The sequence below is a fragment of the Pseudomonas sp. PAMC 25886 genome (genome assembly GCF_000242655.1).
Lineage (GTDB): Bacteria > Pseudomonadota > Gammaproteobacteria > Pseudomonadales > Pseudomonadaceae > Aquipseudomonas.
In genome coordinates this window covers 628,323-652,747 of the sequence record NZ_AHHC01000050.1, presented here as the reverse complement: position 1 = coordinate 652,747, position 24,425 = coordinate 628,323, and the positions used below count along the sequence as shown (strand labels likewise).

Below are 24,425 nucleotides of genomic sequence, written 5' to 3'. Positions count from 1 at the left end.
CGTAGTAATGCCGGAGTGAGGGCACACCGAGCCTAGGCGAGGTGCCGAGTGGTGGGGCAAGAGCGTTTTGCTTACTTTTGCGCTGTTCAAAAGTGAGCCGCTGTAAGAGCGGAACCCATCGAAGCCGTAACCTAAATAACGGATATGTACACAATCCACCTGCACGTTAAAAACGGCCCAAAAAAAACGCCCCGAACCAGTCGGGGCGTCAGATCGTGCGGCATTGCGGTTAGGTCTTCCTTGGGGCCGCAATGGCCGTGTACTCAGTCACTCAGTGGAACTGCTCTTCTTCAGTCGACCCAGTCAGCGCAGTCACAGACGAGGTGCCGCCCTGGATCACGGTGGTCATGTCGTCGAAGTAGCCGGTGCCCACTTCCTGCTGGTGCGCCACAAAGGTGTAACCCTTGGCCGCGTCAGCGAACTCCTGCTCCTGCAGCTTCACGTAAGCAGTCATGTCGTTGCGGGCGTAGTCGTGCGCCAGGTTGAACATGCTGTGCCACATGTTGTGAATGCCGGCCAGGGTGATGAACTGGTGCTTGTAGCCCATGGCAGACAGTTCACGCTGGAACTTGGCGATGGTCGCGTCGTCCAGGTTCTTCTTCCAGTTGAAGGAAGGCGAGCAGTTGTAGGACAGCAGTTGGTCCGGGTATTCCTTCTTGATTGCTTCAGCAAAGCGGCGAGCTTCGTCCAGGTCCGGCTTGGCGGTTTCGCACCAGATCAGGTCGGCGTACGGCGCGTAGGCCAGGCCGCGGGCGATCGCCTGGTCGAGACCGGCGCGCACTTTGTAGAAGCCTTCCTGAGTACGTTCGCCCGTCACGAACGGCTGGTCGTACGGGTCGCAATCCGAGGTCAGCAAGTCAGCCGCGTTGGCGTCGGTACGGGCCAGGATGATGGTCGGAGTCCCAGCAACGTCAGCAGCCAGACGAGCAGCAGTCAACTTTTGAACAGCTTCCTGGGTAGGCACCAGAACCTTGCCGCCCATGTGGCCGCATTTCTTCACCGAAGCCAGTTGGTCTTCGAAGTGAACGCCGGCAGCGCCTGCCTCGATCATGCTCTTCATCAGCTCGTAGGCGTTCAGAACGCCGCCGAAACCGGCTTCAGCGTCTGCAACGATCGGTGCGAAGTAGTCGATGTAGCCTTCGTCGCCCGGGCCTTTACCGGCTTTCCACTGGATCTGGTCAGCGCGGCGGAACGAGTTGTTGATGCGCTTGACCACGGTTGGCACGGAGTCCACCGGGTACAGCGATTGGTCGGGGTACATGGATTCAGCGGAGTTGTTGTCCGCTGCCACTTGCCAGCCGGACAGGTAGATCGCCTGGATACCGGCTTTTACCTGTTGAACCGCTTGGCCGCCAGTAAGGGCGCCCATGCAGTTGACGAAATCTTTTTCGGGGCGGAAGGACGGCTTGGCACCCTGGGTGACCAGCTTCCACAGCTTCTCGGCGCCGAGTTTTGCAAAAGTGTGCTCAGGTTGAACCGAGCCACGCAGGCGGACGACGTCAGCAGCGGAATAAGCGCGGGTCACGCCTTTCCAGCGTGGGTTTTCAGCCCAGTCTTTTTCAAGGGCTGCAATTTGCTGTTCGCGTGTCAGTGCCATGGGGAAAAACCTCGTCGCATAGGTCTAGGTGGAAAATTCCATTTGCCAGCCACGTATCAGTGCGTGGTTATGGCTGCTCGCTGACCAGAAGCTTAGGCGGTCAAGTCAGGCTTGGCGGGGAAGGCGACGGGATGAACGATTGGCTCAAGGGGGAGTTGAGCAGGTAAGGGCGAACTGCGAACGGTCTTCGGGCGTCGTGGGCCTTTGTACGATCCATCAGTGTGTTGCCGGGTTACCTGGTTAGCTTCCGTCCCTCGGGACAACTTCGTTCCAGTCGCAACCTCGTCAAACACACCTTGTGGGCGGTACAGACACGAATCGGCTCAGGTGGGTGGCTTTGAGCGACGATCCGAAGGCCCTTGCCAGGGCCCCTGATTAGCGGGAGCGAGGCCATCATGCCCATGCTTTTTTGGATCGTCAAATGTTTTGTAGTGCTTTTTTTGAAGCACTACATCTTTAGTCTAATACGACTCGCCAGTCAGTTTTTGGTGCTTCAGTTCAGGGTGTCGACTTTGACCCGCAAGGTCAGGTCATCACGCCCCTGAGTAGAGTAGCTGCGGGTTGTAGTGCTTTTGTCGGCCTGAGTCTGGCGATTGATCCCGGCCAGGGTGATCCACTCGCCCAGGCGTCCGCTGATGGTTGTGTCGGTACTTTGCACGTTCACTACATCGGGACGTTCCTGGCTCATGCGGTCACGATTGGTACTGATGCTCAGGTGTACGGTCTCTCCGGTGACGCTGGCGGTGACGTAGAAGCCCTGAGTCACGTTGCGATACTGGGTCTGATTTTGCGGGCGACCGTAGGCATCGGGCTGGGTGGTGGTGAGCGGCACGCTCTGGCCGACCTGGATCAGCGCGGGCACACCTTCGCTGGCCTGGATCTGCTGGATCCCGCCGTCGCGGCTTTCAGTGCTGTAGGTGATCACCTGGGTTTGATTGTTGTCGCTGCTTTGCTGGTTGTTCTCGTTGGTGTCGACGGTGATCAGCAGGCGTTTGGATGGCGTGTCCAGTTGCGAGAGCAGGGCGCGCAGGCCCTGGATCTTGTCCGGCTCGGCATTCACGATCAGTTGGTTGCCGTAGGCGCTGACGGTGCCGTCCTTGCCGATAAAATTCTGTGCCACGGGCAGCAGGTCGGCGCTGGTGCGGTTGCTCAGGGGCACGACTTCGGTGGCGGCCATCACCGAGAAGCTGGTGGCCAGGAGCACAGTGGTGAGCAGGGTGCGTAGGGACATGTCCGTTATCTCTGCGAGTCATTTAGGCTAGATAGTGCCAGTTTGTCGGCTTTGTAGCCCGCAAGTTGAATCCTGGACGGCAAAAGGCCCTGGCATCGGTGGATGGCAGGGCCTTTTGGGGTGTTGCTGATACCGCTATCGCAGGCAAGCCAGCTCCCACATTTGGAATGCATTCTCCTGTGGGAGCTGGCTTGCCTGCGATGGGAGCGACTCGGTCTAAAGTCAGCCCTCGCGCACCATATCAACGTGAGGAATCCCGACTTCCAGGAACTCATCGCTGACAATCTTGAAGCCCAGGCGCTCGTAAAACGGCGCTGCATGGACTTGTGCACTGAGGATCTGCCGGGTCTGGCCGCGTTTCTCGGCCACGCCGATCACCGCTTCCATCAGCTTGTCGCCCACCTTCAGGCCGCGCCAGTCCTTGAGGACCGACACGCGCCCGATCTCGCCGGTGGGCAGCAGGCGGGCGGTGCCGATGGGAAAGTCGCCTTCGAACGCGAGGAAATGCACAGCCCCTGCGTCGTCTGCATCCCATTCCAGCTCCGGTGGAACCGATTGTTCAGCGATAAATACCGCTTCACGAATGCGCCGTATCTCGGCGATATCCTTTTGCCAGTCCGCGACACTTACGTGAATCTTATTCATCGGCAAACCCCAGGCTCCCTTGCTTGACCAGTTCCCACAGCAGGGCGCAGCCATCTTCATCCGCCAGCCATGGGCCGAGGTTGTCGATGTGCAGGGCGTCGGCGGCGCAAACCAGCTTCAGCAGTTCCCGCAGCTTGCCCGGCAACAGGCGGCTCTGGCCGCTGGCGAACAGCAGCAGGTCGTCGTCCACTTCGGACCAGGCCAGGCGGGCGCTCGGGTTGCGGATCAGCACGGCGCCGTTTTCCAGGCTGCCCAGCAGGTCCTCTTCTTCCACTTCCGGGCCGGCGACCAGTTCCGGGTAGCGCGGCTCGGTCATGAACTGGCCGAACCAGGTCAGCAGCATGCGCTCGTCGCTCATGTGCTCGGCCAGCAGGCTCTTCAGGCGGTCGAGGGCGTCGCCCTGGATCTGGTGCGGGTCGCTGACCGGCTGGGCATCGGCGTCGGTGTAGCGCTCTTCGTCCGTCAGGTACTGGCTGAGGAAGTCGGTGAAGTGGGTCAGCACTTCAGCCGCGCTCGGGGCGCGGAAGCCTACCGAGTAGGTCATGCAGTCATCGACGGCGACACCGCAGTGGGCCAGGCGTGGCGGCAGGTAGAGCATGTCACCCGGTTCCAGCACCCATTCGGCGGTCTCTTCGAATTCAGCGAGGATGCGCAGGTCCGCGTGTTGCAGCAGCGGGCTTTCGGAGTTGCACATCTGGCCGATCTTCCAGTTGCGCTTGCCGGAACCCTGCAGCAGGAACACGTCGTAGTTGTCGAAGTGCGGACCGACGCTGCCACCGGGGGCGGCATAGCTGATCATCACGTCGTCGATGCGCCAGCTTGGCAGGAAACGGAAGTTTTCCAGCAGTTCGGCCACTTCCGGCACGAACTGGTCGACGGCCTGCACCAGCAGGGTCCACTCGCGCTCGGGCAGGGTGCTGAAGGCATCTTCGGCGAACGGGCCGCGACGCAACTCCCACGGGCGTTCGCCGTGTTCGATGATCAGGCGCGACTCGACTTCTTCTTCCAGCGCCAGGCCGGCCAGTTCGTCGGCGTCGATCGGGCTTTCGAAATCAGGAATGGCCTGGCGGATCAGCAGCGGTTTTTTCTGCCAGTAGTCGCGCAGGAACTCGCGTGCCGTGATGCCGCCCAGAAGTTGAAGAGGAATGTCAGGATTCATGTGTAACCTATTGAAAAAAAGCACTTTTCAGACGGGAATAAAAACGCCCGGCGCTGCCGGGCGTCTCAAAGGGTCAAGCAGCTATCAGATGCGTTTGGCTTGGGCCACAGCGTTGCCGATGTAGTTAGCCGGGGTGAGCTGTTTCAGCTCAGCCTTGGCGGCGGCTGGCATGTCCAGGCCGTCGATGAACGTTTGCAGGGCTTCGGAGGTGATGCCCTTGCCGCGGGTCAGCTCTTTGAGCTTCTCGTACGGGTTTTCAATGTTGTAGCGGCGCATCACGGTCTGGATCGGCTCGGCCAGGACTTCCCAGCAAGCGTCCAGGTCAGCGGCAATTTTCTGCGCGTTGAGCTCCAGTTTGCTGATGCCTTTGAGGCTGGCTTCGTACGCGATCACGCTATGAGCAAAGCCCACACCGAGGTTGCGCAGTACGGTGGAGTCGGTCAGGTCGCGCTGCCAGCGGGAGATCGGCAACTTGCTGGCCAGGTGCTGGAACAGGGCGTTGGCGATGCCGAGGTTGCCTTCGGAGTTTTCGAAGTCGATCGGGTTGACCTTGTGCGGCATGGTCGACGAACCGATTTCACCGGCAATGGTGCGCTGCTTGAAGTAGCCCAGGGAGATGTAGCCCCAGATATCGCGATCGAAGTCGATCAGGATGGTGTTGAAGCGCGCAATCGCGTCGAACAGCTCGGCGATGTAGTCGTGCGGTTCGATCTGCGTGGTGTAGGGGTTGAAGCCCAGGCCCAGCTCGTCTTCGATGAAGGCGCGGGCGTTTTCTTCCCAGTCGATTTCCGGGTAGGCCGACAAGTGAGCGTTGTAGTTGCCTACGGCGCCGTTGATCTTGCCCAGCAGCGGTACGGCCGCGACTTGAGCGATCTGGCGCTCCAGGCGGTACACCACGTTGGCCAGTTCTTTACCCAGGGTGGTCGGCGAAGCCGGCTGGCCGTGGGTGCGCGACAGCATCGGCACGTCGGCGAAACGGATCGCCAGCTCGCGGATGGCATCGGCGGTCTGGCGCATCAGTGGCAGCATCACGTCATCACGGCCTTCGCGCAGCATCAGGGCGTGGGACAGGTTGTTGATGTCCTCGCTGGTGCAGGCAAAGTGGATGAACTCGCTGACCTTGGCCAGTTCCGGCAGCTTGGCCGCTTGCTCTTTGAGCAGGTATTCGATGGCTTTTACGTCGTGGTTGGTGGTGCGCTCGATCTCTTTGACACGCTCGGCGTGCTCCAGAGAGAAGTTTTCCGCCAGGGTATTCAGCACAGCGTTGGCTTCGGCGGAGAACGCCGGCACTTCGCTGATGGCGGGGTGAGCGGCCAGGCGCTGGAGCCAGCGCACTTCAACCAGAACACGAGCACGGATCAGACCGTATTCGCTGAAAATAGGGCGCAGGGCCTGGGTTTTGCCGGCGTAGCGGCCGTCAACAGGGGAAACCGCAGTGAGCGAAGAAAGCTGCATGGGGTGTTCTCGGACAGTCGGGCAACGAAATGGGGCGCGTATCATACATGAAAAAATCCGCCGGTCCGTTGCCAACTGACCGGCGTATTACGCGTGAGGCTATAAAAAAATCGGTTGCGGCGACTTATTCGTTGCGCATCAACGGGTAAAGCTCTTTAAGCAATTTGCGACGGCTGATCACCAGCTGCCAGCGGTGACCGCCCAACTGGCGCCACAACCGCGCCGAACGAATACCGGCCAGGAGCAAGGCGCGGATTTTCGAGGCGTTGTTCGGTTGTTGCAGGTTGCGCATGTCGCCGTGCACCTGGATCCGCTGGCGCAAGGTGCTCAGGGTGTCCTGGTACAGGGCGCCACAGGCCGCGATCACGTTTTCGTGGGCCGGGCCGAAATGCTCGACCTGGGACTGGATCTGCGGCAGGCGCTTGCCGATGGTTTCCAGCAAGTCGTCGCGCTTGGCCAATTGACGCTCCAGGCCGAGCATCGACAGGGCGTAGCGCAGTGGCTCGCGCTGCAAGGTGCTTGGGTCGCGCTCCAGGGCGCCGACCAGCGCGCGATAACCTTCACGCAGGGCCAGGTCGTCGCCGCCGTAGACTTCCAGGGTGTCCTTGGGGTCGCGGATCAGCAGGCTGCCGAGCATGCAGGTCAGGCCGGCCTCGGTGACCTGGCCGGTCTTGGCGATCTTGTCCACCAGCACCGCGGCGAGAAACACGCCGCCCAGTGCCGTCAGTTGCTCCTGGGTAGGGCTCATGCCTGGCTGCTCCAGGGTTCGGCAACTTCGATCACACCGCCCCCCAGGCAAATCTCTCCGTCATAGAACACTACCGATTGGCCCGGCGTTACGGCGCGCTGCGGGTCGTCGAAGGTGGCGCGATAGCCGGTGGCGGTTTTTTCCAGGGTGCAGGGCTGGTCGCTCTGGCGATAGCGCACTTTGGCCGTGAGGCGGCGCGGGCTGCTCAGGTCGACCGGGTTGACCCAGTAGATGTCCGAGGCGAGCAGGGCGCGGGAGAACAGCCAGGGGTGGTCATTGCCCTGGCCGACGATCAGCTCGTTGTGCTCCAGGTCCTTGACCAGCACGTACCACGGCTCTTCGCCGGCGTCTTTCAAGCCGCCGATGCCCAGGCCCTGACGCTGGCCGATGGTGTGGTACATCAAGCCGTGGTGACGGCCGATGATTTCGCCTTCGGTGGTCTTGATCTCACCCGGTTGCGCCGGCAGGTACTGCTTGAGGAAGTCGCTGAAACGGCGCTCGCCGATAAAGCAGATCCCGGTGGAATCCTTCTTCTTGGCGGTGGCCAGGCCGTGTTTCTCGGCAATCGCACGCACTTCGGGCTTTTCCAGCTCGCCCACCGGGAACAGGGTCTTGGCGATCTGTTCGCCGCCGACGGCGTGCAGGAAATAGCTCTGGTCCTTGTTGGCGTCCAGGCCCTTGAGCAATTCGGTGCGGCCATCGATATCGCGACGGCGCACGTAGTGGCCAGTGGCAATCAGGTCGGCACCGAGGATCATTGCGTAGTCGAGGAACGCCTTGAACTTGATCTCGCGGTTACACAGGATGTCCGGGTTCGGCGTGCGACCGGCCTTGTATTCGGCCAGGAAGTGCTCGAACACGTTGTCCCAGTACTCGGCGGCGAAGTTGGCGGTGTGCAGCTTGATGCCGATTTTGTCACAGACGGCCTGGGCATCCGCCAGGTCGTCCATGGCGGTGCAATATTCCGTTCCATCGTCTTCTTCCCAGTTCTTCATGAACAGGCCTTCCACCTCATAACCCTGCTCCATGAGCAGAACGGCGGAAACGGAAGAATCCACGCCGCCGGACATGCCGACGATGACGCGCTTCTTTTGTGTGTCAGAAGGGGCTGGATCACGCATAGGATTTCAACGGGTGTCTTTAAAAAGGACGCGATTCTAGCAGGCTCGCGTCTGCAAGGCTAAAGAGAAGGGCGGATCAATTCGAGGCTGTGGCGTTGGCCGGCCAGATAATCGTCGATGCAGCGGATAATCAGCTCGCTGCGCCAGTCCTCGCGCAGGGCCATCAATTCGTCGCGGGTCAGCCAGCGGGCGCGCACGATGCCGTCGTCCAATTGATAGTCCGGGCGGTGTTTCAGGGCCTTGGCGGTGAAGCACACCCGCTGATACGTCACGCCGTTGCTGGGGGCGGTGTACAGGTAAATCCCGACGATCCCGGTAGCTTCGACGTCCCAGCCGGTTTCTTCGAGGGTTTCGCGCACGGCGGCCTCGGTCAGGGTTTCGTTCGGGTCGAGGTGCCCGGCGGGCTGGTTGAGCACGGCGCGGCCGCCCTTGAGCTCTTCGACCATCAGGAAGCGGCCGTTGTCTTCGACGATGGTGGCGACGGTGATGTGGGGTAGCCAGGTCATGGGGCGTCTCGCAGAGCTGATAACAGAGGGGCATCATACAGGGGCGCCCGCCGAGGGCGCCCCTGTCGGTTACTTAGCGGCTTTGGTAATGGCGTCGAAGGCGACCATGTCGTCAATCACTTCGCCGCCGGTGGCCTTGGTTTGCGCTTGCCATACGACGATCACCACGTTTTGCGTGGGATTGATGTAGACAAACTGGCCGAAAATCCCGGCAGCCGTGAAGGCTTTGTCTGCCTTGGAGGCGGCGGTCCAGGCGGGCCACCACATGGAGGCGAAGTCGCCGTACGCCGGGTCGGTGCCGGTGGTGGCGCTGGCGAAGCTCATCCAGCCTTTGGGCAGCACCTGTTTGTCGCCGGCTTGGCCGCCACTGAGTACGAATTGCCCGAAGCGTCCGTAATCTTCGAGCGTTGCGCTGATGCCGCTGCCGCCCACCTCGTTGCCATTGGGGCCGTCGAGCCACCAGTTGGCGTCGGTTTGCATGCCGTACGGCGCCCAGATTTTCTCACTCAGGTACTGCGCCAGTGGCTTGCCCACGGCGGCACTCACCAGTTGGCCCAGCACTTGTGTCTCGCCGGTGCTGTAGTTGGTGCGGGTGCCGGGCGGCGCGGCGCTGGGCAGGCTGGCCATGAACTTAAGGGCGGAGCCGGGCACTTGTTCGGTTTGCAGCTTGAGCATCATGCGTCGGTCTGACGTCGGGTCAGCGTATTTCTCACTCCATTTGACTCCGGAGCGCATCGCCAGCACCTGGCGAACGGTGGCCTGGTCGTAACCGCTGCCGGCGAGTGCGGGCAAGTAGTGGGTGACTTTGTCATCAAGGCTTTTGATCGAGCCGTCCTGCAGTGCGGCGCCCACGAGGGTCGAGGTAATCGACTTGGCCACTGACATCGACATCCATCGGGTGTCTGGCGTGTTGCCCTTTTCGTAGCGTTCAGTAACGACCTGGCCGTTCTTGATCACCAGCAGGCCTGTTACCCGGTTGAGGGTGACGTAATCGTCAAGGCTATAGCGTTTGCCTTCATAGTCGAATGCCACCGGGCCCAGCGGTTGGCTGCTGCGTGGCAGTGGAAACGGGTGGCCACCAGCTTTGATGGTGCGTACCGGGAACAGTCGATCGATATTGCGGAAGGTGCTGACGGCGGCTTGTTCGCTGAGCTTGCCGTCGTACATGGTTTGTACGTCGCCGATCGGTTCCTGAGCGTGCGGGTAGGGGCTTGAAGTGCCTGCGCAGGCCGTCAGCAAGGCCAGTGCCGAGGAGCAGGTCAGTACCTGTAGGAGGTTTCTTGGCATGGGAACGTCCTTATTTATTGTTTTTCGAGGGGTGGAACAATAAGAAGACAAAGCAAGGACTGCGCCCGTTCCTGAAAAGCAGGCAAAAAAAATCCGGAATCCTTTCGAATTCCGGATTTTCCTGTCGCACAAGGATTAGCTAGCGATCCTCACGCGGCGGCACCGTAAAGCATCAAACCAGCGCGGCAATTGCCGCGTTGAGGGTGTTGCTTGGGCGCATGGCTTTGCTGGTCAGCTCCGGGTTCGGCGCGTAGTAGCCGCCGATGTCCACTGGCTTGCCCTGGACGGCGTTGAGTTCGGCAACGATGGTCGCCTCGTTCGCGGTCAGGGTTTTGGCCAGTTCGCCAAACTGCGCTTGCAGTGCAGTGTCTTCGGTCTGGGCAGCCAGGGCTTGAGCCCAGTACAGCGCCAGGTAGAAGTGGCTGCCGCGGTTGTCGATGTTGCCGACTTTGCGCGATGGCGACTTGTTGTTGTCGAGGAACTGGCCGGTGGCCTGGTCCAGGGTCTTGGACAGCACCAGGGCTTTCGGGTTGTTGTAAGTCACACCCAAATGCTCGAGGGAAGCTGCTAGGGCCAGGAACTCGCCCAGGGAATCCCAGCGCAGGAAGTTCTCTTCAACCAGTTGCTGCACGTGCTTCGGAGCCGAACCGCCGGCGCCGGTTTCGAACAGGCCGCCACCGTTCATCAGTGGCACGATCGACAGCATCTTGGCGCTGGTGCCCAGTTCCATGATCGGGAACAGGTCGGTCAGGTAGTCGCGCAGTACGTTGCCGGTCACCGAGATGGTGTCCAGGCCCTTGCGGGTGCGCTCCAGGGTGAACTTCATCGCGTCGACCGGCGACATGATGCGGATGTCCAGGCCTTCGGTGTTGTGGTCTTTCAGGTAAGCCTGAACTTTCTCGACCACGACGCCGTCGTGCGCGCGCTGTGGGTCCAGCCAGAAGATGGCCGGGGTGTTGCTGGCGCGGGCGCGGTTGACGGCCAGTTTGACCCAGTCCTGGATCGGCGCGTCTTTGGTCTGGCACATGCGGAAGATGTCGCCGGCTTCAACAGTCTGTTCCATCAGCAGGTTGCCCTTGCTGTCGGTGACGCGGACTACGCCGTCAGCCTTGATCTGGAAGGTCTTGTCGTGGGAACCGTACTCTTCGGCTTTTTTCGCCATCAGGCCAACGTTTGGCACGCTGCCCATGGTGGTTGGGTCGAAGGCGCCATTGGCCTTGCAGTCTTCGATCACTGCCTGGTAGATGGTGGCGTAGCAGCGATCCGGGATCACGGCCTTGGTGTCGTGCAACTGGCCGTCGGTGCCCCACATCTTGCCGGAGTCACGGATCATCGCAGGCATCGAGGCGTCGACGATGACGTCGCTCGGCACGTGCAGGTTGGTGATGCCTTTGTCCGAGTTGACCATGGCCAGGGACGGACGAGCGGCGTACACCGCCTGGATGTCGGCTTCGATCTGCGCTTGCTGATCGGCCGGCAGCGCCTTGATGCGGGCGTACAGGTCGCCGATGCCGTTGTTCAGGTTGAAGCCGATCTGCTCCAGCACGACAGCGTGCTTGGCCAGTGCGTCTTTATAGAACTCGGCAACGATCTGGCCGAACATGATTGGGTCGGAGACCTTCATCATGGTGGCTTTCAGGTGAACCGACAGCAGTACGCCTTGTTTCTTGGCGTCTTCGATTTCAGCGGCGATGAAGCTGCGCAGGGCTTTCTTGCTCAGCACGGCGCTGTCGATGATCTCGCCAGCTTGTACGCTGGTTTTTTCTTTCAGGACGGTAGCGGTACCGTCCTTGGCGATCAGTTCGATTTTCACGGCATCAGCGGCTTCGATCTGTACGGCTTTCTCGCTGCCGTAGAAGTCGCCATTGCTCATGTGGGCCACGTGGGACTTGGAGTCCCCAGCCCAGGCGCCCATCTTGTGCGGGTGCTTGCGTGCGTAGTTCTTGACCGACAGCGGTGCGCGGCGGTCGGAGTTGCCTTCGCGCAGTACCGGGTTCACGGCGCTGCCCTTGACCTTGTCGTAACGTGCACGGGTTTCTTTTTCCGCGTCGGTGGTTACGGTTTCCGGGTAGTCCGGCAGGGCGTAGCCCTGGGCCTGCAGTTCCTTGATCGCAGCTTGCAGCTGAGGGGTCGAGGCACTGATGTTCGGCAGCTTGATGATGTTGGCTTCAGGCGTAACGGCCAGGTCGCCCAGTTCGGCGAGGTGGTCCGGGATAGCCTTGGCGCCCAGTTGCTCGGGGAAGCTTGCGAGGATGCGCGCGGCCAGGGAAATGTCGCGGGTTTCCACGGCAATATCAGCGGAAGCGGTAAAGGCCTCTACGATAGGCAGCAGTGAATAGGTGGCGAGGGCTGGGGCTTCGTCGGTGAAGGTGTAGATGATCTTCGAGCGGGTGGGCATATTCGGATTAACTCTCTTCTTTGCTGAAAGCATGCGCAGAAACTCGAGATGCGCCGGGTAAAGCGCGTTCGTTCAAAGTCATCCATGAGCGAAATGTCGAAGTTTCTTCGCGGTGATGTTGGGTTGCATCAGTCGAGCGTCAAGCGGGTGAACTACTGTAGTAGCTCGGCTTTTCTGGCGGAGGGCGTCTGTCTAGAGCGGTCGGCCGTCGTGACTCTTTGGTCAGCGGCGGCATTATACATAGGTCGCTATGCTTACGCCGAGCCTTCATACAAAAGGTGTGTCGTCCATTGGTCTAAAGGTCGCAGGCAGCGGGTTGCGCCGAAAGTCGCATGATGTGCTCAAGATTGGCGCTTTTCCCTTTGCTTTCAAGCTTGTAGGCCGCTAAATGTGCTGTTTTCGACGCAAATGTGCAGGGCCTGAGGTTTCAGTCCTCATTTATCTGGAGTAGGCTCGAACGCAGCCAGATGTTCAATCCATAGATGGAGTTCAGCATGGGATACAAGAAGATTCAGGTTCCGGCAGTCGGCGACAAAATCACCGTCAATGCAGACCATTCTCTCAATGTTCCTGACAACCCGATCATCCCCTTCATTGAAGGTGACGGTATTGGCGTCGACATCAGCCCGGTGATGATCAAGGTGGTCGATGCAGCTGTTAACAAGGCTTATGGCGGCAAGCGCAAAATCTCCTGGATGGAGGTTTATGCCGGCGAAAAGGCCACTCAGGTTTACGACCAGGACACGTGGCTGCCCCAGGAAACCCTGGATGCGGTCAAGGATTACGTGGTCTCCATCAAGGGCCCGCTGACCACCCCAGTCGGTGGCGGCATCCGTTCGCTGAACGTGGCCCTGCGCCAACAACTCGACCTTTATGTGTGCCTGCGCCCGGTGCGCTGGTTTGAAGGCGTGCCAAGCCCGGTCAAGAAGCCTGGCGATGTGGACATGACCATCTTCCGGGAGAACTCCGAGGACATCTACGCCGGCATCGAGTGGAAGGCGGGCTCCCCGGAAGCGATCAAGGTCATCAAGTTCCTGAAGGAAGAGATGGGCGTCACCAAGATTCGTTTCGACCAGAATTGCGGGATCGGCGTCAAGCCGGTGTCCCTGGAAGGCACCAAGCGCCTGGCACGCAAGGCCTTGCAGTATGTCGTGGATAACGACCGCGACTCGCTGACCATCGTGCACAAAGGCAACATCATGAAGTTCACCGAAGGTGCCTTCAAGGAATGGGCCTATGAAGTGGCGGCCGAAGAATTCGGCGCGACCTTGCTGGACGGCGGGCCGTGGATGCAATTCAAGAACCCGCGTACCGGCAAGAATGTGGTGGTCAAGGATGCGATTGCGGACGCCATGCTCCAGCAGATCCTGCTGCGTCCGGCCGAATATGACGTGATCGCCACCCTTAACCTTAATGGTGACTACCTGTCTGACGCCTTGGCGGCGGAAGTGGGCGGTATCGGTATCGCACCGGGCGCCAACCTGTCCGACACCGTGGCAATGTTCGAAGCCACCCACGGTACCGCGCCGAAGTATGCCGGCAAGGACCAGGTCAACCCGGGTTCGCTGATCCTGTCGGCGGAAATGATGTTGCGTCACATGGGCTGGACCGAAGCGGCCGACTTGATCATCAAGGGCACCAATGGTGCGATTTCTGCCAAGACCGTGACCTATGACTTCCATCGCCTGATGGACGGCGCGAAGCTGCTGTCTTCGTCGGCGTTCGGGGATGCGCTGATTTCGCACATGTAGGCTGATACGCGGGCACAAAAAAACCGGCCCTGAGGCCGGTTTTTTTTAGAGCGTTTGCTCAGCGGCTGATCAGGCCGGCTGCTTTTTTGGTTTTTGAGCGACGTCTGCTTTAGGTGTGCTGGCGCTGACGGGAGCACCGATATTCACTGCATGCAGGCCTTTGGGTCCCTGAATGATCTCGAAGGAAACCGCTTGCCCTGCTTTCAGTGTCTTGTAGCCATCCATCTGGATAGCCGAGTAATGCGCAAATAGGTCTTCTTCCTTGCCGTCTTCAACCACGAAGCCGTAACCCTTGGCATTGTTGAACCACTTGACCTTACCGCTTGCCATGCCCATATCCCTCTGCACCAGACTCCATCACTGGAGTATCATCCAGTTTATCCGTCCTAACCCGAATAAATAAGGTTGACTGCGCGGACCTTTTTTACCCACTGTGGGTTCTATTGGTTGTAACACTGATTTGCCGATAGTCAAGGCGACCAGTCGGTCAGAGTTGAAATTCTGACAGGCCGCCCCCACCACTGTATTTGAACCACTGACGAACCTTTCTTTCCATGCATGCAATCAGCCAGATTCGACTAACATTCAATCAGGATCGCCCGGATCATCAAGAGGACGACGACGGTTCTGCAGGCATTGCTGTTCAGGAGGCCAAGCCTGCTTTACAGGCGCCGCCGATGTACAAGGTGGTTTTGTTCAATGATGACTACACACCGATGGATTTCGTCGTCGAAGTGCTCGAGGTGTTTTTTAACCTGAACCGCGAGTTGGCGACCAAGGTAATGCTGGCCGTTCACACAGAAGGACGGGCAGTATGTGGAGTGTTTACCCGCGACATCGCCGAGACAAAGGCCATGCAGGTCAACCAGTACGCCAGGGAAAGCCAGCATCCGCTACTCTGTGAAATCGAGAAGGACGGTTAACTCCGACCACTTGGGTATGAGGTGAAGCTATGTTAAACCGCGAGCTCGAAGTCACCCTCAATCTTGCCTTCAAGGAGGCCCGTTCGAAGCGTCATGAATTCATGACCGTCGAGCACCTGCTGCTGGCACTTTTGGATAACGAAGCTGCCGCCACCGTACTGCGTGCGTGTGGTGCCAATCTCGACAAACTCAAGCATGACCTGCAGGAGTTTATCGACTCCACCACGCCGTTGATCCCCGTTCATGACGAGGACCGCGAGACCCAGCCAACCCTGGGCTTCCAGCGGGTACTGCAGCGTGCCGTTTTCCACGTACAGAGCTCCGGCAAGCGCGAAGTCACAGGGGCCAACGTGCTCGTGGCGATCTTCAGCGAGCAGGAAAGCCAGGCTGTGTTCCTGCTCAAGCAGCAAAGCGTTGCCCGTATTGATGTCGTCAACTACATCGCCCATGGCATTTCCAAAGTGCCAGGGCATGGCGATCACTCAGAAGGTGAGCAGGATATGCAGGATGACGAGGGCGGTGAGTCTTCTTCTTCGAGCAACCCGCTGGATGCTTATGCCAGCAACCTCAACGAACTGGCGCGCCAGGGGCGGATCGATCCGCTGGTAGGGCGTGAGCTGGAAGTTGAGCGCGTGGCGCAGATCCTGGCGCGTCGTCGCAAAAACAACCCGCTGTTGGTCGGTGAGGCAGGCGTGGGTAAAACCGCGATTGCCGAAGGCCTGGCCAAACGCATCGTTGATAATCAGGTGCCAGACCTGCTGGCCAACAGCGTCGTCTACTCCCTTGACCTGGGCGCGTTGCTCGCCGGGACCAAGTACCGTGGCGACTTCGAGAAGCGCTTCAAGGCGTTGCTCGGCGAGCTGAAAAAACGCCCGCAGGCGATCCTGTTCATTGACGAAATCCACACCATTATCGGTGCCGGTGCTGCTTCCGGTGGCGTGATGGATGCTTCGAACCTGCTCAAGCCGCTGCTGTCTTCGGGTGATATCCGTTGCATCGGTTCGACCACGTTCCAGGAGTTCCGCGGGATCTTCGAAAAAGACCGTGCCCTGGCGCGCCGCTTCCAGAAAGTCGACGTGTCCGAGCCTTCGGTTGAAGACACCATCGGCATCCTGCGCGGGCTCAAGGGGCGTTTCGAAGCGCACCACGGTATCGAGTACACCGATGAAGCGCTGCGTGCAGCCGCCGAGCTGGCGTCGCGCTACATCAATGACCGGCACATGCCGGACAAGGCCATCGACGTAATCGACGAAGCGGGTGCCTACCAGCGTCTGCAACCGGTCGAGAAGCGTGTGAAGCGCATCGATGTGCCACAGGTCGAGGACATCGTGGCGAAGATCGCGCGGATTCCGCCAAAACACGTCAACACTTCCGACAGGGAGCTGCTGCGTAACCTGGAGCGTGACCTCAAGCTGACGGTGTTCGGTCAGGATGCGGCCATCGACTCGCTGTCCACCGCGATCAAGTTGTCCCGTGCGGGCCTCAAGTCGCCGGACAAGCCGGTCGGTTCGTTCCTGTTCGCCGGCCCTACCGGTGTCGGCAAGACCGAAGCGGCGCGGCAACTGGCCAAGGCCATGGGCATCGAGCTGGTGCGTTTCGACATGTCCGAGTACATGGAGCGTCACACCGTGTCGCGCCTGATCGGTGCGCCTCCGGGCTATGTCGGCTTCGACCAGGGCGGCCTGTTGACCGAGGCGATCACCAAACAGCCGCATTGCGTACTGCTGCTCGATGAGATCGAGAAGGCCCACCCGGAAGTCTTCAACCTGCTGTTGCAGGTGATGGACCACGGTACCCTGACCGACAACAACGGGCGCAAAGCGGACTTCCGCAACGTGATCGTGATCATGACCACCAACGCCGGTGCCGAAACGGCCGCGCGGGCTTCCATTGGCTTTACTCATCAGGATCACTCTTCCGACGCCATGGAAGTGATCAAGAAGAGCTTCACGCCGGAATTCCGCAACCGCCTGGACACCATTATCCAGTTTGGTCGCCTCAGCCATGAGGTCATCAAAAGCGTGGTGGACAAGTTCCTCACCGAGCTTCAGGCGCAGTTGGAAGACAAGCGCGTGCAGCTGGAGGTTACGGACGCGGCGCGCAACTGGCTGGCGGAAGGTGGCTACGACGCGGCAATGGGCGCTCGGCCAATGGCTCGCCTGATCCAGGACAAGATCAAGCGCCCACTGGCGGAAGAGATCCTGTTCGGCGAACTGGCAGACCATGGTGGCGTGGTGCATATCGATCTGAAGGACGGCGAGCTGACCTTCGACTTCGAAACCACAGCTGAAATGGCCTGATAGCTGACTGCAACAAAGCAAAAGGCGCCGAGAGGCGCCTTTTTGCTGCCTTGAAACTGATGGAGATCAACTGTGGGAGCTGGCTCGCCTGCGATGGCGGTGGGCCAGTCAAGCATGCAGTAACTGACAGACCGCTATCGCAGGCAAGCCAGCTCCCCCAGGGTCATGTGGCGACTGTTAAATGGCGCGCACACAAAAACGCCCGGCATAACCGGGCGTTTTGTATTGACTTGATTAGCGGGCGCGGTAAGTGATGCGCCCTTTGCTCAAGTCATAGGGCGTCAGTTCGACGCGCACTTTGTCACCGGTAAGAATACGAATGTAGTTCTTGCGCATCTTGCCGGAGATATGCGCGGTTACGACGTGCCCATTTTCCAACTCCACACGAAACATGGTGTTGGGCAGGGTGTCGACGACAGTGCCTTCCATTTCGAAGCTGTCTTCTTTCGACATGCAGTAAAGCCCTCGGTATCCAGTGAATGGCCCGGTGCAACTGCGCCAGGCAAAAGCGGCGTGCATTGTGCCCGAAAAAGGGTGTTTAAGCCAAGAGGTTCTAGTTCAAGGTGACCCATCTTTGGTTAATTAGCAGTTCTATGGGTCGATATTGGGTCTTGTAGTTCATCTTTTTGCAGTTTTTGATCCAGTATCCGAGGTACACCGCCTCCAATTCCAGGCGCAAGGCCTCGCCGATTTGCCACAGGATCGCAAAGCGTCCCAGACTGCGACGCTCCTCGCGAGGCTCATAAAAGGTGTAGACCGCCGACAAGCCATTGGGCAGCAAGTCGGTGACGGCGACCGCGACCAGCCGCCCGTCGAGCCGAAACTCGTAGAAGCGTGAGAAGGGCAGGTCGCGCACCAGGAACGTGGAAAACTGGTCACGGCTGGGCGGGAACATGTCGCCGTCGGCGTGGCGTTGTTCGATGTAGCGTTGGTAGAGGTCGAAGTATTCTTCACTGAAGCCGGGTTTGGCGGCGGTGACGGTCAAGTCGGCATTGCGCTTGAGAATGCGTTTCTGATTGCGGTCGGGTAGGAACTGCGCCACCGGGATCCGCGCCGGTACGCAGGCGTTGCAGTTCTGGCAGTGGGGCCGGTAAAGGTGGTCGCCGCTGCGCCGGAAGCCCATCTCCGACAAATCGGCATACACATGCACGTCCATCGGCTGGCTGGGGTCGAGGAACAGCGTGGTGGCCTGCTCATCGGGCAGATAGCTGCAAGAGTGGGGTTGAGTGGCATAAAACTTCAAACGCGCCAGCTCGGTCATGATCAACCCTCGGATAAGCTTTGAAATAAGTGTAAGCCAGGTGCGGGGAAGTCGCCTAGGAAACCCACGGAGCAGAGCTGGTTTGGTCCAAATGGTCGCGCAGGTAACCGGCAAAGTCGCTGCGGGGAATGGCGCGGGCGCCGAGGCTGTGCAGGTGGTCGGTGGGCATCTGGCAGTCGATCAGCACAAAGCCCCATGCCTGCAATTGCCTGACCAGGGTGGCGAAGCCGAATTTCGAGGCGTTGTCGGCGCGGCTGAACATCGATTCGCCAAAAAACAACTGGCCCATCGCCAGGCCGTACAGGCCGCCCACCAGTTCGCCCTCGTCCCACACCTCCACCGAGTGCGCATAACCGCGCTGGTGCAGTTGCAGGTAGGCGCTCTGCATGGCTTCGGTGATCCAGGTGCCTTCGGCATAACTGCGAGGCGCCGCACAGGCCTGGATGACGGTGGCGAAGTCCTGGTCGAAGGTCACGGTGTAGCGCTGCTGGCGCAACAGCTTGCCGAGGCTGCGGGAAACATGCAGTTCGTCGGGGAACAGCACGGTGCGCGGGTCGGGCGACCACCAGAGAATAGGCTGGCCTTCCGAGAACCAGGGAAAGCAGCCATGGCGATAGGCCTGGATCAAGCGGTCTGCCGAAAGGTCGCCACCGGCGGCGAGCAGGCCATTGGGTTCGCGCATGGCCTTGGCCAGCGGTGGGAATGTCAGGGTGTTGCGTTGTAACCAGGTCAGCATGGCATCCAGGCTTACGGAAGGGGAGGGCGGAAACGGCGATGTTGTCCGTTGCAAGAGCTGTGATTATTGTCGACGAAACGCTCTGGGGCTACCCCGAACATGGGATCGGGGCAGATAAGCATGAAGGGGTGTTTCTGCAACTCTATGCCGGGGCCGTGGTCGTAATCGCGTACGCCGGTCGGCAAGCTAGCCTGGATTGGCAAAAACAGCTCATAAGCCTTTGTCAGTAAAGACAATGCATGCTCAAATTGAACGTTATGAAACTGAACATTGGCTATGCTGTGTAACGTGGGGCCAAGTGCGTGGCATCGCGCGCACAAACCCGTACAATGCGGCCATTCAGGCGTTATCGCCGTTTCATGAATCAGTTGCAGAGTGTTAAAAGTAGCTTCATCGGCACTCGTTCATTTTTACCTGCCCGGATTGGGCAGTGTTTTGCAGTCATTCAATAGATGGACGCGCTAAAGGCGCAGGAAAAGACCCGTTTTGAAGAAATCCGCCGCAACACCTAAAGCCGCAGTCGTGCCCGCCTGGCGCCAGCACCTGCACTACCGACTCAAGGAAGGTGCACTGATCGCCATCGGCGCCCTGTGCCTGTTCCTGATGATGGCCTTGCTCACCTATGGCAAGGACGATCCGGGCTGGAGCCACAACAGCAAGATCGAAGACGTGCAGAACTTCGGCGGCCCGGCCGGCTCCTACAGCGCCGATATCCTGTTCATGGTGCTGGGTTACTTCGCGTATATCTTCCCGTTGCTGCTGGCCATCAAGACCTGGCAGATCTTCCGCCAGCGCCATGAGCCGTGGCAGTGGAGCGGCTGGCTGTTCTCCTGGCGCCTGATCGGCCTGGTGTTCCTGGTGCTGTCGGGCGCGGCGCTGGCCCATATCCATTTCCACGCACCGACCGGTTTGCCGGCCGGTGCCGGCGGCGCATTGGGCGAAAGCCTGGGCGACCTGGCCCGCCGGACCCTGAACATCCAGGGCAGCACCCTGATGTTCATTGCGCTGTTCCTGTTCGGCCTCACCGTGTTTACCGACCTGTCCTGGTTCAAGGTCATGGACGTGACCGGCAAGATCACCCTCGACCTGCTCGAACTGTTCCAGGGCGCGGCCAATCGCTGGTGGTCGGCCCGGGTGGATCGCAAACGCATGGTTGCCCAACTGCGTGAGGTGGATACCCGCGTCAACGAAGTCGTGGCCCCGAGCACGCCGGACCGGCGTGAACAGGCCAAGGTCAAGGAACGCCTGATCGAACGCGAACAGGCCCTGACCAAGCACATGTCGGACCGCGAGAAACAGGTGCCGCCGGTGATCGCCCCGGCGCCGACCAAGGCGCCCGAGCCGAGCCACCGCGTGCAGAAAGAGAAGCAGGCACCCTTGTTTGTCGACAGTGCCGTGGAAGGCACGTTGCCGCCGATCTCGATTCTTGATCCTGCGGAAAAGAAACAGCTCAACTACTCCCCTGAGTCCCTGGCGGCCGTCGGCCATCTGCTGGAAATCAAACTCAAGGAATTCGGCGTCGAAGTCTCGGTGGATTCGATCCACCCGGGCCCGGTGATTACCCGTTACGAAATCCAGCCGGCTGCAGGCGTGAAGGTCAGCCGTATTTCCAACCTAGCCAAGGATTTGGCGCGTTCGCTGGCCGTGACCAGCGTGCGGGTGGTGGAAGTGATTCCGGGCAAGACCACCGTCGGTATCGAGATTCCCAACGAAGACCGGCAGATCGTGCGTTTCTCCGAAGTGCTGTCGACCCCGGAATACGACAACTTCAAATCGCCGGTCACCCTGGCCCTGGGCCATGACATTGGCGGCAAGCCGGTAATCACCGACCTGGCGAAAATGCCCCACTTGCTGGTGGCCGGTACCACCGGTTCCGGTAAGTCGGTGGGTGTGAACGCGATGATCCTGTCGATCCTGTTCAAGTCTGGCCCGGATGACGCCAAGCTGATCATGATCGACCCGAAAATGCTTGAGCTGTCGATCTACGAAGGCATTCCGCACCTGTTGTGCCCGGTGGTGACCGACATGAAGGACGCCGCCAACGCCCTGCGCTGGAGCGTCGCCGAGATGGAGCGGCGTTACAAGCTGATGGCGAAGATGGGCGTGCGTAACCTGTCGGGCTTCAACGCCAAGGTCAAGGAAGCCCAGGACGCCGGCACACCGCTGACCGACCCGCTGTACAAGCGCGAAAGCATTCACGACGAAGCGCCGCTGTTGACCAAGCTGCCGACCATCGTCGTGGTGGTGGACGAATTTGCCGACATGATGATGATCGTCGGCAAGAAGGTCGAAGAGCTGATCGCCCGTATCGCCCAGAAAGCACGGGCTGCCGGTATTCACTTGATCCTCGCTACCCAGCGTCCGTCGGTGGACGTGATCACCGGTCTGATCAAGGCCAACATCCCGACCCGCATGGCGTTCCAGGTGTCGAGCAAGATCGACTCCCGGACCATCATCGACCAGGGCGGCGCCGAACAACTGCTGGGCCACGGTGACATGCTCTACATGCCGCCCGGCACCAGCCTGCCGATCCGTGTTCACGGTGCCTTCGTCTCCGACGATGAGGTGCACCGTGTGGTGGAAGCCTGGAAACTGCGTGGCGCCCCGGAATACAACGACGACATCCTCGCGGGCGTCGAAGAAGCCGGCAGCGGCTTTGACGGTGGCAGCGGCGGTGGCGACGATGATGCCGAGACCGATGCGCTCTACGACGAAGCGGTGCAGTTCGTCCTTGAGAGCCGCCGCGCCTCGATCTCCGCTGTACAGCGCAAGCTGAAGATTGGCTACAACCGCGCAGCCCGCATGATTGAAGCCATGGAAATGGCTGGCGTGGTCACCTCGATGAACACCAACGGCTCGCGCGAAGTCATAGCGCCAGCGCAGATGCGTGACTGATTACGTGCCGCGTGGCAACACGCGGCACGCCTTGCAAACGAATCTATGAGGACTCCCATGCGTCTTATCCGCATGCTGTTGTTGCCGGCACTGGCCCTGACTGCTGTTTCGGCTCACGCTGATCCGGCTTCCGTTGCGAGCCTGACCAACCTGCTGGACAAATCCAAGACCCTGACCGCGCGCTTCTCCCAGTTGACCCTGGACGGTGGCGGCACCCAGTTGCAGGAAACCGCCGGCGAAATGGCCGTGCAGCGTCCAGGGCTGTTCTACTGGAAGACCGACGCGCCTAACGACCAGACCATCGTGTCCGACGGCCAGAAAGTCACCCTGTGGGACCCGGACCTTGAACAGGCCACCATCAAGAAGCTGGACCCGCGCCTGAGCCAGACGCCAGCGTTGCTGCTGTCGGGCGATGTGTCGCAGATCAGCCAGAGCTTTGACATCACCTCCAAGCAGGCCAGCAACGTCATCGACTTCACGCTGAAGCCGAAATCCAAGGACACGCTGTTCGACAGCCTGCGCCTGTCGTTCCGCAACGGCGTGATCAACGACATGCAGTTGGTTGACAGTGTCGGCCAGCGCACCAATATCCTGTTCACCGGGGTCAAGGCCAACGAGCCGGTGGCCGCGTCCAAGTTCAAGTTCGACATCCCGAAGGGTGCCGACGTGATCCAGGAATAAACTGCCTAGAGGTTTCAAACGCTGCCCATGGACCTGTTTCGAAGTGACCCGATTGCTCAGCCTCTGGCGGCGCGCCTGCGCTCGACCAACCTGGACGAGTACGTCGGGCAGGAACACCTGCTCGCTCGCGGCAAGCCTTTGCGCGAAGCCTTGGAGCAGGGTGCGCTGCACTCGATGATTTTCTGGGGGCCGCCGGGCGTGGGTAAAACCACCCTGGCGCGGCTCCTGGCGAAAGTCTCGGATGCACACTTCGAAACGGTTTCGGCGGTGCTGGCTGGGGTCAAGGAAATCCGCCAGGCGGTGGAAGTCGCCAAGCAGCAGGCCGGGCAATACGGCAAGCGCACCATTCTGTTTGTCGACGAAGTGCATCGCTTCAACAAGTCGCAACAGGATGCGTTTTTGCCGTATGTCGAAGACGGCACGCTGATCTTTATTGGCGCCACCACCGAAAATCCGTCCTTTGAACTGAACAACGCCTTGCTGTCCCGGGCGCGTGTCTATGTGCTCAAAAGCCTCGATGAAGCAGCGATGCAAAAGCTGTTGCAGCGCGCGCTGAGCGAAGACAAGGGCTTGGGCAAGCGGCAGCTGAGTGTCAGCGAGGAAGGCTTCAAGATTCTGCTGACCGCTGCTGATGGCGATGGTCGACGCTTCCTCAACCTGCTGGAGAACGCTTCCGACCTGGCCGAGGACGGCAGCGAAATCGGCGTCGACCTGCTGCAAAGCCTGCTGGGCGACACCCGCCGGCGTTTCGACAAGGGCGGCGAGGCGTTCTACGACCAGATTTCCGCGTTGCACAAGTCGGTGCGCGGCTCCAATCCCGACGGCGCACTGTATTGGTTTGCACGGATGATAGACGGTGGTTGCGACCCGCTGTACCTGGCCCGGCGCGTGGTGCGCATGGCCAGTGAAGACATCGGCAATGCCGACCCGCGCGCGCTGAGCCTGTGCCTGGCCGCCTGGGAAGTGCAGGAACGCCTGGGCAGCCCGGAAGGCGAGTTGGCGGTGGCCCAGGCCATCACCTACCTGGCCTGCGCGCCGAAAAGCAACGCAGTGTACATGGGCTTTAAGTCCGCCCTGCGTGCCGCCGCCGAGCACGGCTCGCTGGAAGTGCCGCTGCACCTGCGCAACGCGCCGACCAAGCTGATGAAGCAGCTTGGCTACGGCGATGAATACCGTTATGCCCACGATGAGCCGGACGCCTACGCGGCTGGCGAAGATTACTTCCCGGATGACCTTGAGCCGCAGCCGTTCTACCAGCCGGTGCCCCGTGGCCTGGAGCTGAAGATCGGCGAAAAGCTCAATCACCTCGCCCAACTAGACCGGCTTAGCCCGAAACAGCGGAGAAAGTAGTGCTCAGAACGATTCTTGCCGTGTCCGTGGCCGGCATCGCTGGTACATTATTGCGTTTCGCCACCAGCACGTGGGTCAGCGCCAATTGGCCAAAGCATTTTTATGCGGCGACCCTGGCGGTCAACCTGGTGGGCTGTTTGATCATCGGCTTGTTGTACGGGTGGTTTCTGATTCGCCCGGAAGTGCCGATCGAGATTCGTGCCGGCTTGATTGTCGGCTTTGTAGGCGGTCTGACGACCTTTTCATCCTTTTCACTGGACACGCTACGCCTGCTGGAAAGCGGGCAGGCACCGGTCGCCTTCGGGTACCTGGCCATCAGCGTGTTCGGCGGGCTGCTCGCCACCTGGGCTGGCCTGTCCTTGACCAAACTTTGATAAACGA

The 24,425-nt window shown here is 60.1% G+C and carries 21 protein-coding genes; 7 read left to right on the top strand and 14 right to left on the bottom strand.

The window, feature by feature from the left end; all coding sequences use genetic code 11:
* Positions 1 to 271: 271 nt before the first annotated feature.
* From aceA to MUM_RS0118565, 10 genes are all read right to left on the bottom strand, one after another.
* Entirely contained in the window at positions 272 to 1,597 is a 1,326-nt protein-coding gene (aceA, locus tag MUM_RS0118610) for an isocitrate lyase (protein ID WP_003219577.1), read from the bottom strand.
* A gap of 493 nt (positions 1,598 to 2,090) precedes the next feature.
* The gene (locus MUM_RS0118605) at positions 2,091 to 2,828 is read right to left on the bottom strand and encodes a secretin N-terminal domain-containing protein (protein ID WP_010172721.1); all 738 of its coding nucleotides are present in this window, start codon (positions 2,826 to 2,828) and stop codon (positions 2,091 to 2,093) included.
* Between the two features lie 222 nt (positions 2,829 to 3,050).
* Positions 3,051 to 3,473, bottom strand: coding sequence for a GNAT family N-acetyltransferase (locus MUM_RS0118600; protein WP_010172719.1), 423 nt, complete (start codon positions 3,471 to 3,473; stop codon positions 3,051 to 3,053).
* Positions 3,466 to 4,632, bottom strand: coding sequence for a ribosomal protein uL16 3-hydroxylase (locus MUM_RS0118595; RefSeq protein ID WP_003219582.1), 1,167 nt, complete (start codon positions 4,630 to 4,632; stop codon positions 3,466 to 3,468). Before MUM_RS0118595 ends, MUM_RS0118600 begins: the two co-directional genes overlap by 8 nt.
* An 84-nt stretch (positions 4,633 to 4,716) precedes the next feature.
* Positions 4,717 to 6,087 (bottom strand): adenylosuccinate lyase, encoded by a 1,371-nt coding sequence (gene purB, locus MUM_RS0118590; protein WP_010172717.1) that lies wholly within the window; start codon positions 6,085 to 6,087, stop codon positions 4,717 to 4,719.
* A 124-nt stretch (positions 6,088 to 6,211) separates the two neighbouring features.
* Positions 6,212 to 6,835 carry a high frequency lysogenization protein HflD gene (hflD, locus tag MUM_RS0118585; RefSeq protein WP_010172715.1) on the bottom strand — a complete coding sequence of 208 codons (624 nt, stop codon included), beginning with the start codon at positions 6,833 to 6,835 and terminating at the stop codon, positions 6,212 to 6,214.
* Positions 6,832 to 7,956, bottom strand: coding sequence for a tRNA 2-thiouridine(34) synthase MnmA (gene mnmA / locus MUM_RS0118580; protein ID WP_003219588.1), 1,125 nt, complete (start codon positions 7,954 to 7,956; stop codon positions 6,832 to 6,834). The genes hflD and mnmA overlap by 4 nt, the downstream gene beginning before the upstream one ends.
* A gap of 59 nt (positions 7,957 to 8,015) precedes the next feature.
* A complete protein-coding gene (locus tag MUM_RS0118575; protein ID WP_010172712.1) occupies positions 8,016 to 8,462 on the bottom strand; it encodes an NUDIX hydrolase in 447 nt (148 codons plus the stop codon).
* 69 nt (positions 8,463 to 8,531) lie between these two features.
* Positions 8,532 to 9,749, bottom strand: a complete 1,218-nt coding sequence (locus tag MUM_RS0118570; protein ID WP_029615989.1) for a serine hydrolase domain-containing protein — start codon at positions 9,747 to 9,749, stop codon at positions 8,532 to 8,534.
* Positions 9,750 to 9,921: 172 nt separating this feature from the next.
* Entirely contained in the window at positions 9,922 to 12,147 is a 2,226-nt protein-coding gene (locus MUM_RS0118565; protein ID WP_010172709.1) for an NADP-dependent isocitrate dehydrogenase, read from the bottom strand.
* 494 nt (positions 12,148 to 12,641) lie between these two features.
* Between MUM_RS0118565 and icd the strand changes: the two genes are divergently transcribed.
* Entirely contained in the window at positions 12,642 to 13,898 is a 1,257-nt protein-coding gene (gene icd / locus MUM_RS0118560) for an NADP-dependent isocitrate dehydrogenase (RefSeq protein WP_010172708.1), read from the top strand.
* Between the two features lie 69 nt (positions 13,899 to 13,967).
* Here the strand turns inward: icd and cspD are convergent, their stop codons facing one another.
* Positions 13,968 to 14,234 carry a cold shock domain-containing protein CspD gene (gene cspD / locus MUM_RS0118555; protein ID WP_010172707.1) on the bottom strand — a complete coding sequence of 89 codons (267 nt, stop codon included), beginning with the start codon at positions 14,232 to 14,234 and terminating at the stop codon, positions 13,968 to 13,970.
* A gap of 218 nt (positions 14,235 to 14,452) precedes the next feature.
* On the opposite strand from cspD, the gene clpS reads away from it, so the two are divergent.
* The gene (clpS, locus tag MUM_RS0118550; RefSeq protein WP_003219604.1) at positions 14,453 to 14,821 is read left to right on the top strand and encodes an ATP-dependent Clp protease adapter ClpS; all 369 of its coding nucleotides are present in this window, start codon (positions 14,453 to 14,455) and stop codon (positions 14,819 to 14,821) included.
* A gap of 29 nt (positions 14,822 to 14,850) precedes the next feature.
* The gene (clpA, locus tag MUM_RS0118545) at positions 14,851 to 17,121 is read left to right on the top strand and encodes an ATP-dependent Clp protease ATP-binding subunit ClpA (protein WP_010172706.1); all 2,271 of its coding nucleotides are present in this window, start codon (positions 14,851 to 14,853) and stop codon (positions 17,119 to 17,121) included.
* 234 nt (positions 17,122 to 17,355) lie between these two features.
* On the opposite strand, the gene infA is transcribed toward clpA, so the two are convergent.
* The 3 genes from infA to aat all read right to left on the bottom strand — a co-directional run bounded on the left by infA (position 17,356) and on the right by aat (position 19,118).
* Positions 17,356 to 17,574: a translation initiation factor IF-1 gene (gene infA / locus MUM_RS0118540; protein WP_002553999.1), complete on the bottom strand. Its 219-nt coding sequence runs from the start codon at positions 17,572 to 17,574 to the stop codon at positions 17,356 to 17,358.
* A 100-nt stretch (positions 17,575 to 17,674) separates the two neighbouring features.
* Positions 17,675 to 18,382, bottom strand: a complete 708-nt coding sequence (locus MUM_RS0118535) for an arginyltransferase (protein WP_010172491.1) — start codon at positions 18,380 to 18,382, stop codon at positions 17,675 to 17,677.
* Between the two features lie 55 nt (positions 18,383 to 18,437).
* A complete protein-coding gene (aat, locus tag MUM_RS0118530) occupies positions 18,438 to 19,118 on the bottom strand; it encodes a leucyl/phenylalanyl-tRNA--protein transferase (RefSeq protein WP_010172489.1) in 681 nt (226 codons plus the stop codon).
* A 486-nt stretch (positions 19,119 to 19,604) separates the two neighbouring features.
* Here aat and MUM_RS0118520 point away from each other — a divergent pair, with 486 nt between their 5' ends.
* From MUM_RS0118520 to crcB, 4 genes are read left to right on the top strand one after another with little or no spacing between them, the layout of a single operon-like run.
* Positions 19,605 to 22,013 carry a DNA translocase FtsK gene (locus tag MUM_RS0118520; RefSeq protein ID WP_010172485.1) on the top strand — a complete coding sequence of 803 codons (2,409 nt, stop codon included), beginning with the start codon at positions 19,605 to 19,607 and terminating at the stop codon, positions 22,011 to 22,013.
* Positions 22,014 to 22,070: 57 nt separating this feature from the next.
* Positions 22,071 to 22,694, top strand: a complete 624-nt coding sequence (lolA, locus tag MUM_RS0118515) for an outer membrane lipoprotein chaperone LolA (RefSeq protein ID WP_010172483.1) — start codon at positions 22,071 to 22,073, stop codon at positions 22,692 to 22,694.
* 27 nt (positions 22,695 to 22,721) lie between these two features.
* Complete coding sequence (locus MUM_RS0118510) at positions 22,722 to 24,044, top strand: replication-associated recombination protein A (RefSeq protein WP_010172481.1); 1,323 nt, start codon at positions 22,722 to 22,724, stop codon at positions 24,042 to 24,044.
* Positions 24,044 to 24,418, top strand: coding sequence for a fluoride efflux transporter CrcB (gene crcB, locus MUM_RS0118505; RefSeq protein ID WP_010172479.1), 375 nt, complete (start codon positions 24,044 to 24,046; stop codon positions 24,416 to 24,418). The genes MUM_RS0118510 and crcB overlap by 1 nt, the downstream gene beginning before the upstream one ends.
* Positions 24,419 to 24,425 lie beyond the last annotated feature (7 nt).

What these genes read in the sequence shown, in the direction of transcription:
- aceA (WP_003219577.1), bottom strand. Translation starts at nt 1,597, where the DNA reads ATGGCACTGACACGCGAACAGCAAATTGCAGCCCTTGAAAAAGACTGG.
- MUM_RS0118605 (WP_010172721.1), bottom strand. Translation starts at nt 2,828, where the DNA reads ATGTCCCTACGCACCCTGCTCACCACTGTGCTCCTGGCCACCAGCTTC.
- MUM_RS0118600 (WP_010172719.1), bottom strand. Translation starts at nt 3,473, where the DNA reads ATGAATAAGATTCACGTAAGTGTCGCGGACTGGCAAAAGGATATCGCC.
- MUM_RS0118595 (WP_003219582.1), bottom strand. Translation starts at nt 4,632, where the DNA reads ATGAATCCTGACATTCCTCTTCAACTTCTGGGCGGCATCACGGCACGC.
- purB (WP_010172717.1), bottom strand. Translation starts at nt 6,087, where the DNA reads ATGCAGCTTTCTTCGCTCACTGCGGTTTCCCCTGTTGACGGCCGCTAC.
- hflD (WP_010172715.1), bottom strand. Translation starts at nt 6,835, where the DNA reads ATGAGCCCTACCCAGGAGCAACTGACGGCACTGGGCGGCGTGTTTCTC.
- mnmA (WP_003219588.1), bottom strand. Translation starts at nt 7,956, where the DNA reads ATGCGTGATCCAGCCCCTTCTGACACACAAAAGAAGCGCGTCATCGTC.
- MUM_RS0118575 (WP_010172712.1), bottom strand. Translation starts at nt 8,462, where the DNA reads ATGACCTGGCTACCCCACATCACCGTCGCCACCATCGTCGAAGACAAC.
- MUM_RS0118570 (WP_029615989.1), bottom strand. Translation starts at nt 9,749, where the DNA reads ATGCCAAGAAACCTCCTACAGGTACTGACCTGCTCCTCGGCACTGGCC.
- MUM_RS0118565 (WP_010172709.1), bottom strand. Translation starts at nt 12,147, where the DNA reads ATGCCCACCCGCTCGAAGATCATCTACACCTTCACCGACGAAGCCCCA.
- icd (WP_010172708.1), top strand. Translation starts at nt 12,642, where the DNA reads ATGGGATACAAGAAGATTCAGGTTCCGGCAGTCGGCGACAAAATCACC.
- cspD (WP_010172707.1), bottom strand. Translation starts at nt 14,234, where the DNA reads ATGGGCATGGCAAGCGGTAAGGTCAAGTGGTTCAACAATGCCAAGGGT.
- clpS (WP_003219604.1), top strand. Translation starts at nt 14,453, where the DNA reads ATGCATGCAATCAGCCAGATTCGACTAACATTCAATCAGGATCGCCCG.
- clpA (WP_010172706.1), top strand. Translation starts at nt 14,851, where the DNA reads ATGTTAAACCGCGAGCTCGAAGTCACCCTCAATCTTGCCTTCAAGGAG.
- infA (WP_002553999.1), bottom strand. Translation starts at nt 17,574, where the DNA reads ATGTCGAAAGAAGACAGCTTCGAAATGGAAGGCACTGTCGTCGACACC.
- MUM_RS0118535 (WP_010172491.1), bottom strand. Translation starts at nt 18,382, where the DNA reads ATGACCGAGCTGGCGCGTTTGAAGTTTTATGCCACTCAACCCCACTCT.
- aat (WP_010172489.1), bottom strand. Translation starts at nt 19,118, where the DNA reads ATGCTGACCTGGTTACAACGCAACACCCTGACATTCCCACCGCTGGCC.
- lolA (WP_010172483.1), top strand. Translation starts at nt 22,071, where the DNA reads ATGCGTCTTATCCGCATGCTGTTGTTGCCGGCACTGGCCCTGACTGCT.
- MUM_RS0118510 (WP_010172481.1), top strand. Translation starts at nt 22,722, where the DNA reads ATGGACCTGTTTCGAAGTGACCCGATTGCTCAGCCTCTGGCGGCGCGC.